General features: G+C 59.7%; 9 protein-coding genes and 1 pseudogene. 6 read left to right on the top strand and 4 right to left on the bottom strand.

Going from position 1 to position 8765, the window contains the following annotated elements:
* The 3 genes and pseudogenes from IPK32_23875 to IPK32_23865 all read left to right on the top strand — a co-directional run bounded on the left by IPK32_23875 (position 1) and on the right by IPK32_23865 (position 2414).
* Positions 1-417: pseudogene (locus IPK32_23875) on the top strand (flavodoxin-dependent (E)-4-hydroxy-3-methylbut-2-enyl-diphosphate synthase).
* Positions 418-1490: 1073 nt separating this feature from the next.
* Positions 1491-1652 (top strand): hypothetical protein, encoded by a 162-nt coding sequence (locus IPK32_23870; GenBank protein ID MBK8094923.1) that lies wholly within the window; start codon positions 1491-1493, stop codon positions 1650-1652.
* Between the two features lie 342 nt (positions 1653-1994).
* Entirely contained in the window at positions 1995-2414 is a 420-nt protein-coding gene (locus IPK32_23865) for a hypothetical protein (GenBank protein MBK8094922.1), read from the top strand.
* Between the two features lie 19 nt (positions 2415-2433).
* Here the strand turns inward: IPK32_23865 and IPK32_23860 are convergent, their stop codons facing one another.
* Both IPK32_23860 and IPK32_23855 read right to left on the bottom strand, forming a co-directional pair.
* Positions 2434-2625: a hypothetical protein gene (locus IPK32_23860; GenBank protein MBK8094921.1), complete on the bottom strand. Its 192-nt coding sequence runs from the start codon at positions 2623-2625 to the stop codon at positions 2434-2436.
* A complete protein-coding gene (locus tag IPK32_23855) occupies positions 2592-3152 on the bottom strand; it encodes a hypothetical protein (protein MBK8094920.1) in 561 nt (186 codons plus the stop codon). The genes IPK32_23860 and IPK32_23855 overlap by 34 nt, the downstream gene beginning before the upstream one ends.
* 55 nt (positions 3153-3207) lie before the next feature.
* Between IPK32_23855 and IPK32_23850 the strand changes: the two genes are divergently transcribed.
* The 3 genes from IPK32_23850 to IPK32_23840 all read left to right on the top strand — a co-directional run bounded on the left by IPK32_23850 (position 3208) and on the right by IPK32_23840 (position 6951).
* Positions 3208-4788: a glycosyltransferase family 39 protein gene (locus IPK32_23850; protein MBK8094919.1), complete on the top strand. Its 1581-nt coding sequence runs from the start codon at positions 3208-3210 to the stop codon at positions 4786-4788.
* 9 nt (positions 4789-4797) lie between these two features.
* Complete coding sequence (locus IPK32_23845) at positions 4798-5496, top strand: glycosyltransferase family 2 protein (GenBank protein MBK8094918.1); 699 nt, start codon at positions 4798-4800, stop codon at positions 5494-5496.
* A gap of 72 nt (positions 5497-5568) precedes the next feature.
* On the top strand, positions 5569-6951 hold the full coding sequence (locus IPK32_23840) for a neutral/alkaline non-lysosomal ceramidase N-terminal domain-containing protein (GenBank protein ID MBK8094917.1): 1383 nt from the start codon (positions 5569-5571) through the stop codon (positions 6949-6951).
* Between the two features lie 26 nt (positions 6952-6977).
* Here IPK32_23840 and IPK32_23835 read toward each other — a convergent pair whose 3' ends face one another.
* Positions 6978-7193: a hypothetical protein gene (locus IPK32_23835; GenBank protein MBK8094916.1), complete on the bottom strand. Its 216-nt coding sequence runs from the start codon at positions 7191-7193 to the stop codon at positions 6978-6980.
* Between the two features lie 107 nt (positions 7194-7300).
* On the bottom strand, positions 7301-8707 hold the full coding sequence (locus IPK32_23830; GenBank protein MBK8094915.1) for a sigma-54-dependent Fis family transcriptional regulator: 1407 nt from the start codon (positions 8705-8707) through the stop codon (positions 7301-7303).
* Positions 8708-8765 lie beyond the last annotated feature (58 nt).

Raw genomic sequence — 8765 nt, 5'->3', positions numbered from 1 at the left:
GACGGCATCGGCGATGCCGTGATCGTCAATGGTGAGGAAGCACCCGGTCAGAGCTTCCGCATCAGCTGGCAAGATCCTCCCAAGCCGCCGGCGTCCGCATCTTCAAGACTGACTACGTCGCCTGCCCCCCAGCCGGGCGCACGCTTTTCAATCTGCAAACCACCACGCAAAAAAATCCGCGCTCTCCACGGGCCACCTCAAAGGCGGATAGCATCGCCGCCATGGGCTGCATCGGGTCAATGGCCCTGGGGTGAAATGGCCGATGCAGACTTCGGCTACGTCGGCGGAGCTCCCGGCAAGATCACTCCCAGTCGGCAAGACCGCCAGTGTAGCTCAATATCTCTGAGGGGGAAAGCCGTCGAGCGCCTCATCGACCTTTATTCATTCCAAGAACACGGCCGCTGGTTTGATGCCCCGCCGCCTGATCCCTGTCCGCCCACACCCCTGAATCCACTCAACACCACTACATACACCCCATGCGCCGCACCATCATCACCCTCTGTTCTCACCACTGCCGCCGTTGTTGCAGACACACCACGCCTGCCCAGAGCGCCCTCCAAGCCCATCGCGGTGGGAAGAAAGAACCGCTTTCTCGAGGATGCATTTTCCGCCTCCACACCGGCTAAGCCCTGGCACCGCGTCGACACCTTCACCTTTTGAAACGGCGGTTCCAAAGGCAACCAGACGCGGGTGGTGGGACAGCACTGCACCGGATGGCAAAGTCATTAAAGCCCATGCCGCCGTCCACGGCTTAGAAATCCTTCGAATTCACCTGACAGCATCGTCGAACGCCGCACCTCCCGATGGAGCGACGATGATGACGCGGAGTTCGATGACCTGAAATCTCACTGTCGCCGCCACTACGGCCAGATCTGCCGTGCACAGGTCCGCCTCAATGGCATCAACCATCATTGACGAAAAAGATGGCAACATGCGCAATGACATCTACTAGATGAAAAAAAGACCCCGCCAAGAAAGTGGAAGTGGCCAAACTCCTCACCGGACGCCAAGCCACCTTCCCCGCAAAGCTGGAAACGTGGTAAATGGTAGAACCCTGCTCGTCGTGAAACTTATCGGTGATGCGATGCGGTGAGCATCGACGGTAAGTCCATGGCCTATTTGCAGTCCTTTTCGGGCATCGCCTACGCCACCAAATCGAAGATCGAACTCGGCGGCAGGCAAAACAGGCAGCTTTGACGATCCGTAAGGTGCGGAAGAATCGGCCAGGCAGCAGTGAGTTGCCGACGCAATCACCGGCCTAGTCCAGACAACTCGTAGTGCGAATTCGATTCTCTGCTGAAGGGCTCCGTTGACAGCGAGTTGCCCTCCCGCACAGAGGTGAGTGCGATGTCTCCTTTTCGTCTCTTTACTGCTCTTTTCCGCTCTTGTAGCACTGTTGCTAACCGTGCTCGTATTTGCGCCTGCTCCTCCTCGGTCACAGGTCCTGGCGGGAAGATCACCAAGGTGAAGCGTACCACCTCCAAGCAGGAGTGCCCGCAGCGACCCAGGTGCAGGCAGTGAATTTCGAGCGAGCACTTCCTCTCTACGGCGCGGTGACGGCGGAGCAGATCAAGAACCGCTTCGGCCACTACTACACCATCTTCTGGAAGCTCTGCCAGACCGCACTGGCCCGGTGGGAGTGTGCGCTTTGACTACCGCTTGGCGGACGCTGGCTGAAAAATTCTCCAAAGAAGTCGTCGTCGAAGATGTGCGCCGTGCGAACATCACTGAGTTAGCGGTAAATGGTGCGGAATACCAAAAAAAATGGCCGCGTGACGATGTGGAAGGTCTCCATTCTGCGCGGCAAAGGAGAACTCGTGAGTCAAAAATCTTTCTCTGGAATTAATCCCTGTCCTCTCCGATCACCCCCCACCCCACTATGCCCGCTGCCGCCTCACGTATCCTCGTCGGAATGATCGGAAGGTCTTCAGGTGCGAGTGGATGGCAAAGGCACCTTCCCAAAACAGCGTGCAGGCAAAAGTGCGCTGCTGAGCATGCTGGCACGAGGTGTGCGTGACCTCGTCGTCGATCTGGAGCGCTGCCCGATGATGGACAGCACCTTTCTGGTGCTGACGCAGGTATCCCTGAAAGTGAAACAAACTGGCGCAGAGGGCACCTTCAGCGTGCTGAACGCGAACCAGCGGAATGTCCAACTGCTCACCAGTCTAGGGCTCAATCACATCCTGGAGCTCGATACCGAAGGGAAGCTCTGGTTGGCCGAGCGCGAGCAGGCAGGCACTGCGCTAAAACTGTGCGAAGAGGCTGAAGCCAGCGGCTGCAAAGAGGAGCAGGCACAGCACATCCTGGATGCGCATCAGACGCTCTCTAGCCTGAGCACGGAAAATGAGTGCCGCTTCCGTGATGTGATCGACTTTCTTGAAAAGGAACTGGTGGCAGCGGGCCCACAGAGCTGATGAAGCTCAGCCCGCAGGATCACTTCTGCTGCGGGGTATCCATCGTCATGTAAGTGCGGCCTTTGCGCTCTCCATTGAATGGATTGTAAGTCTCGATCTTCATTTCCTTCAGCGCAGTGGGCCCCACGGCCCATCCGGGCCCTTTGATTTTCTGGACCTTGGTGACCTCAAAGCGCTTCACGAGCTTTCCATTGCGGTCGGAGGCTTCCATTTTGGCGGCACCGCCACTGCCCTGGTGGACGTAGATGTCCACGGTGTGATAGGGCCTTCCACGATGGGATTGGAGACTCGGACGAGCCAGCATTTCTGCAAACTGACACGTTTTTCACCGAGGAGCTGCGGTTTCGGCCAATAGAGGAATTTCAGCGAGAGATCGAGATAGTTCAGGGACATGCCGCGGATGTAGTCGGCATGCTTGGAGGCCGGGACGACCTGGCTGCCGCCTGCTTTCACCTCGTAGAGCACGGCGGGGCGGGGATTCATATCCAGGTGGATGATCTGGCCTGGATTGGCAAAGCGGAAGCGCATCACACGCTTCTCCATGGTGAGTTCCATCGATTCTTGTCGGCCTGTGGCATCATCACGCAGGGCACCGGTCATTCTATGATTTTGCAGGGCATAACTGAGCTGAACGATTTCGAGAATTTCCTCTGCGGTCTTGGGTTTGGCATCCTCCGCATGGATGGAAGCAGGGATGATGACGGAGAGTAGGGAGATGAGAAGCAGCGAGCGTTTCATGAGAGTGACAAGTTGAAGAGCGGCACTTTGACAGGCGACGTGGAGACTCTATTCAATGGGCATACACACCATGCAGCGCCAGCGCTTTCTATTCATCGGACTCGGTCTGCTCACGCTCTGGCGCTGGGCGCTGTTGCCGACGGTGGAACTCTCGCCGCAGGAGGCCTTTGCGGCGCTGAGTGCAGGGCGCGGCTGGCCTGCGTGGACGGATGGCGGCGGGGTGCTCGTGTCACTGCTAGCGCGGGCTGGTGCGGCGGTCTTCGGCATGAATGAGTTCGGAGTGCGCTGTGCGGCGCCGTTGCTGGCGCTGCTGGCATCCCTGGCGGTGTGGCGTTTCGCCCGTGGCCTCTTTGATCCGATGGTGGCGGGCTGGGCTGTCGTGGCGCTGAATGTGCTGCCCGCCTTTAATCTGGCCGCGCTTACGCTGACGCCGGGCACGCTGATGTTTTTCTTCACCGCCATGGCGCTGCTATGCCTGCGGATGGCCCTGCTGCATGCGCATCCGCTGCATTGGGGCTGGTGGGCCGTGGGTGCATGCGCAGCGGGCGCGGCACTGACAGCGCCGCCTGGCCTGGGACTGCTGCTCGGCATCGTCTGCGCACTGGCATGGCCCAAGCGGCTGCGCCATCACCTGCGATTCCCTGGATTTTGGATCATCACGGCGTTTTGGAGTGCGGCGGTGACATTCTGGCTACTTGCCCAGTGGCGCAATGGCTGGCCGGTGCTGGAAAACGCGGCCCTGTGGCCAGTCGTGGCTGTAGCGCCGAATTTTCTACGCTGGGTGGTGATGGCGTCACCGCTGATCCTGATGCTGCTCGTGCTGCTCACGCGGCAGGTGGCACCCCAGCTCGTGCTGGCAGGTATGCGGGCGCTGCCCCTGGGCTGTCTGCTGCCGATGGCGCTGCTGGATCTACTCTATGGACCACGCTTGGCCTGGCCGGACACGGGTAGTGCGGCGTGGCTAGTGCCTGCGGCGGTGGTGCTGGCGCATCAGGCGGCAGTCTTTGGAGCGCTGCCAGTGGAGCAAAAAATCAGCCTCCGCACGACCGCGCTCGTGCTCGCCGGGCTACAAAGCGTGCTCCTCATCCGAAGTGATCTGCCGCGCACACTCGGCCTGGGCTGGGATTTGGCCCCACGCATGGCGGCGCAGACGGATTGGGCGCGGTTTTTCAGCTCAGACCCGAATGCGGCCATGTACGGCTGGCGTGAGTCCGCGCGGCTTTTGGACACAGCGGTGGAAAAAGTGGCGCAGAGCCGCCAAGGCACGCCGAGCTTCATTATCGCGGGAAACGGCCTCCTCGCCGCTGCACTAGAGTTTTACCAAAAAGCCGGCCCCGGCGTGCTCCAGCCCACTTTGGCCTCTCCACGCGTCCATGCCCTCCAAGATGGCTCCTGGGGGCACCCGTATGCCTTTTTACCGCGCTACGATGCCGTACGGGACGGGAAAAGTGACTTCCGCAGCCAGGATGCCATCTTCATCACCGATGATCCAGCGGCGGCGGCCCCGCCCACCGCTCTGGCGAGGCATTTTGCTGGCTGGGAGCTGCTCTCCGTGGCCCGCGTGATGCATGCGGGCAATGAGGTGCGATGGCTGAAAATCTTTTCTTGCCACGACTATCGACCGCCCGATTTGTAGCGCCCTCGCATGCCCGAAAATCCCGCCATCTCCATCGTCGTCCCTCTTTATAATGAGGAGGGCAATGTGGCAGAGCTCCAGCGCCAGATCGACGCAGCTCTAACCGGGCGTGAGTACGAAATCGTCTTCGTCGATGATGGCAGCACGGACGCCACGCTCAAGAACATCCCCGGCGGTCCCCACGTGCGAGTGCTGCGTCTGGAAAAAAATAGCGGCCAGAGTGCCGCCATGCACGCCGGCATCCACCAAGCACGCGGCGAAATCATCGCCACACTCGATGGCGATCTACAAAACGACCCCGCAGACATCCCCGCCATGCTCACCATGCTCCAGCAGGGTTGGGACCTCGTCTGCGGCTACCGCGCACGGCGGAAGGACACCGCCTTCAAGCGCCTACAAAGCCGCATCGCCAATGCCGTGCGTGGCCGCTTCGTCGGAGACGGCGTGCGTGACACCGGCTGCACTCTCAAAATCATGCGCCGTGACTGCCGTGAGGCGCTGCTGCTCTTTAATGGCATGCACCGCTTCATCCCCGCCCTCATTCGCAACATGGGCTGGCGCGTCACCGAGATGCCCGTCAATCACCGCGCACGCGTCAGTGGCGTCAGCAAATACGGCTTCGGGAACCGTGCCCTGAGGGCCACCATGGACATGTTCGGCGTGCGCTGGCTCAATAGCCGCCGCACCCGTTACACCATCCAGGCCTGAGGCCCGCCTTTCTGGGGACGGCGTATTTCACGCTTGCCAAAAATGCTCCACTTCAGGCAGAATGGCGTTCTCATGCGCAGTCTCTTCCTCCCGCTCCTGCTGATTTTTAGTTTCATCAGCACCATACTCCCTGGGCAAGAAAACGCTCTCTGGCGAGCTGGCGCTGCCGCCGTGGACATCACACCAGACTACCCAGTGCGCCTCAGTGGCTATGGCAGCCGTACCACGGAGTATGAAAAAATCACCCAGCGCATCCAAGCCGCCGCACTGGTGCTCCAGTGGAAAGATGAGCCACCTGCCGCCATCATCACCGTCGATAACTGCGGCGTCCCCGCCACCCTCCGTGCCGAGGTGCTGCGCAGACTTGCCGCAGCGGGTAAAAACATCGCAGATGAGCGCCTCGCTCTACACTCCTCGCACACGCATTGCGCCCCCATGCTCGAAGGCGTGCTCACCAACCTCTTTGGCACCGATCTCAGCTCTGAGCACAGTGAGCACGTCCATCGCTACACCCAAGACCTCACGACCTGGATCGTCCAAGCCGTGACACAGGCATGGGAAAAACTAGAACCCGCACGCCTCGACCACAGCGAAGGCAAAGCCTACTTCGGCCTCAATCGCCGCCTGCGATCCAAAGATGGCACTCTACAAAACGCACCCAATTTCAACGGCCCCACAGACCGCTCCCTCCCACTGCTCCGCGTGCAAAGTGCCGACGGAAAGCGCCTCATCGCCACCCATGCCAGCTACGCCTGCCACTGCACCACTTACAGCACAAACACGATCCACGGCGACTGGGCTGGCAGTGCCCGTGTGGAAATGCAGGCACGCTTCCCCGGCAGTGTCTGCCTCATGGCCATCGGCTGTGGCGCAGACCAGAATCCCTATCCGCGTAATCAGCCCAGCCGTGCCGAGCAACACGGCACCAGCATCGCCCGCGAGCTCTCCACCCTCATCCACCGCCCCATGCAGACCGTCAGTGGCCCACTCACCTGCGCTACGCGTGAAATCCTTCTGCCCTATGACAAAGCACCCACCCAGCAAGAATGGGAAACCCATACCGCCGATAAAAACAAATGGATCGCACGCCACGCACGCATGCACCTAGCCATCCTAGCCAAAGGCGATAAAATCCCCTCTGCCCTACCCTACACCGTCCAGACATGGCAATATGGCCATGACCTACTCGTCATCAATCTACCTGGCGAAGTCGTCGTGGACTACAGCCTGCGCTTTAAACGCGAGTTCGACCCTGCACGCACCTGGGTGAATGCCTACACGAATGATGTGCCCTGCTACATCCCCTCCCAACGCGTCTGGGAAGAAGGCGGCTACGAAGGCGGCGGAGCCATGATCTACTACACCCGCCCGACACGCTTTGCCACCGGAGTGGAGGCACTCATCGCCAAAGCCGTACACGGCATCACACCGCCGAGCTTCCGAGTCAAAAAATGACCCTCGGCATCAGTGCAATCCAACCTTCAAGGCAGGATTTCTGTGACCACCTTCGTCTCCAGCTTCGGAGTCGTCGAAACGATGATACGGCGCTCCACTTTGCGCACGCCATTCACTTCGTAGAAACGCTCATTGAGCACTTTGCCATTGGATTTATCCGAGAGCGGCTGATTCGGCGACACCTTGCTTGGAGCGCATTGCAGTAGGCACATGGAGGCGAGGGCGAGGAAGAGAAATTTCATGATGGAGGAGCCACTTTTTGGTTGGCGGCACCTTCAGTCACTCGTGAGCAGCATTTCGTTGAAAATGCGCCGACAAATCATCACTCCTCTCTTGGCGCAGCCCCCGCCTAGATTGATTTACGGCCCTTTTTCACTGGTGCCGCCGCCTGGGGCGCAGATGGGGCCACCGCAGGCTCCTCAGCATGCTTCCGGGCCATCCGCTCCACCTCATGCGCGATCCACGGCATCAGCTCCAGATCAGGAGACTGCCCCGCCAAATGCACCAGCGTGGTCAGCGCATCCCGCATGCGGGTCATCTGACTCGCAGGACCGTGATGGCGGCTGCCTTTGCTACCCAGCGGAATATCCGAAGGCAGCAAAATGTCACTATTACACAGTGCACAGGCACGCTGGATCGTATTCTCCAGCTCACGCACATTCCCCGGCCAATCGTAAGCCTCCAGCATATCCAGCGCATCATCCGTAAAGCGCATCTGCGGCCCACGCCGCCGCGCCGAGAGCTTTTGCAGGAAAAACTCCGCCATCATCCTCACATCCTCACGCCGCTCCCGCAGCGGCGGGATGTGGATGCGCACCACATTCAGTCGATAAAACAAATCCTCACGGAAAGTGCCCTTCGCCACCTCGGCCTCCAGATTCTTATTCGTCGCAGCCAGCACCCGCACATCCGTCTTCAGCGTCTGATTGCCCCCCACACGGCTATACTCGCCCTCCTGCAGCACCCGCAGCAGCTTACTCTGCACCGCCAGTGGCATATCACCAATCTCATCGAGAAAAAGCGTCCCCCCATCACACTGCTCAAAACGGCCCACGCGTAAATTCGTCGCACCCGTAAAACTACCCTTCTCGTGACCGAAAATCTCACTCTCCAGCAAATTATCCGGAATCGCCGTCACATTAATCGCCACAAACTCCTTCTGCACCCGCGGGCTAAACTTATGAATCGCCCGCGCCACCAGCTCCTTCCCACAACCACTCTCCGCCGTAATCATCACCGGCGCATCCGAGCGAGACACACGGCCAATCAGCTTAAACACCTCCTGCATCGCCGCCGAGCGGCCAATAATCGTCTCCTGGATCGACTCCGTCGCCGCACCCGGCAGTTGCTCACGCGTCACCCGCCGTGTCTCGATCGCACTCAGCGCACTCTCCACCACCGCACGCAACTCATAAGGCAAGCGCTCCTTTGGCAGCACATCATACGCCCCATGCCGCATCGCCTCGATCACCTGTGACGTAGCCGCTGCATTGCTAAACAAAATCACCATCGCATGCGGATCAGTCTGCCGCAGTCTCTTCAGCAGCTCCACCCCACTCACCCCGCCCGAAAGGCGAATCTCCGCCAAAACTAAGTCCGGCCTCCTCTTTTGATAAGAAGCCAGAGTCTCCTCCGCACGCTCATGCGTCGTGATACTCACCCCCGGAGCCTTCAAATGCCCAGCCGCCCACGCGAGAAAGTCCGCGTCGGAATCGAGAATCAGGAGATGGCTATCAGAAAGGGCAGAATCAGTCATGCGCTCCCACACTAGGCCCTGAAACCAAGCATGGCAACGTCCTCACGTGCATCATCCG

This window comes from Verrucomicrobiaceae bacterium, assembly GCA_016713035.1.
GTDB lineage: Bacteria > Verrucomicrobiota > Verrucomicrobiia > Verrucomicrobiales > Verrucomicrobiaceae > Prosthecobacter.
This window is presented reverse-complemented; position numbering and strand designations above follow the sequence as displayed.

What these genes read in the sequence shown, in the direction of transcription:
- IPK32_23865 (MBK8094922.1), top strand. Translation starts at nt 1,995, where the DNA reads ATGCTGGCACGAGGTGTGCGTGACCTCGTCGTCGATCTGGAGCGCTGC.
- IPK32_23860 (MBK8094921.1), bottom strand. Translation starts at nt 2,625, where the DNA reads ATGGAAGCCTCCGACCGCAATGGAAAGCTCGTGAAGCGCTTTGAGGTC.
- IPK32_23855 (MBK8094920.1), bottom strand. Translation starts at nt 3,152, where the DNA reads ATGAAACGCTCGCTGCTTCTCATCTCCCTACTCTCCGTCATCATCCCT.
- IPK32_23850 (MBK8094919.1), top strand. Translation starts at nt 3,208, where the DNA reads ATGGGCATACACACCATGCAGCGCCAGCGCTTTCTATTCATCGGACTC.
- IPK32_23845 (MBK8094918.1), top strand. Translation starts at nt 4,798, where the DNA reads ATGCCCGAAAATCCCGCCATCTCCATCGTCGTCCCTCTTTATAATGAG.
- IPK32_23840 (MBK8094917.1), top strand. Translation starts at nt 5,569, where the DNA reads ATGCGCAGTCTCTTCCTCCCGCTCCTGCTGATTTTTAGTTTCATCAGC.
- IPK32_23835 (MBK8094916.1), bottom strand. Translation starts at nt 7,193, where the DNA reads ATGAAATTTCTCTTCCTCGCCCTCGCCTCCATGTGCCTACTGCAATGC.
- IPK32_23830 (MBK8094915.1), bottom strand. Translation starts at nt 8,707, where the DNA reads ATGACTGATTCTGCCCTTTCTGATAGCCATCTCCTGATTCTCGATTCC.